Annotated in this window: 1 protein-coding gene and 1 pseudogene; both read right to left on the bottom strand. The window is 26.4% G+C overall.

The features are described 5' to 3' along the window. Positions 1-332 (bottom strand): annotated as a pseudogene (locus JG677_RS08515) (aspartate-semialdehyde dehydrogenase); the annotation flags it as partial. A 3-nt stretch (positions 333-335) separates the two neighbouring features. Then, positions 336-557: helix-turn-helix domain-containing protein (locus tag JG677_RS08510; protein WP_325099577.1), on the bottom strand; the 222-nt coding region annotated here is incomplete at its 5' end.

The raw sequence follows: 557 nt of genomic DNA, 5'->3' as shown, positions 1-557 counted from the left end.
ACTAAAGGAATATCCTTATCCATCCTAAAATAACTTGTATTATCTATCACAAGAGCTTTATTTTCTGCTGCTATTTTGGCATATTTTTTAGAAATTTCACCTCCAGCACTAAAAAAAGCTATGTCAATTTTATTATTTTTAAAAACTTCTTCGTTAAGTTCTTGAACTTTATAATATTTATTTTGAAATTCAACTTCACTCCCAGCACTTTTGGCACTAGCTAAAGGCAATATACTTTCTACTGGAAATTTTAATTCATCTAAAACATTTAAAATTTCTTCACCAACGGCACCTGTAGCTCCAACTATGGCAATTTTTTGCTTTTTTGGCATTTTTTATCCTTTAATATTATATTTTTGAATTTTTTCTTCTAGAATATGAATTTGCATTCCTAAAATATCACTAGCCTCTTTTATATTAAAATTAACACTTTGAAGAACTTCAATAATTAAATCTTTTTCAAGATTTTTAATCTCTTTTTTTGTTTTTCTTGCTTCCAAAAAAAGATCTTGAATCAAAATTTCATCACTATCACTTAAAATACAAGCTCTTTGAAC

This window comes from Campylobacter sp. TTU-622, assembly GCF_016598965.1.
GTDB lineage: Bacteria > Campylobacterota > Campylobacteria > Campylobacterales > Campylobacteraceae > Campylobacter_D.
Note: the sequence above shows the minus strand (reverse complement) of the source record. Positions and strands in the feature narration are given on the sequence as shown.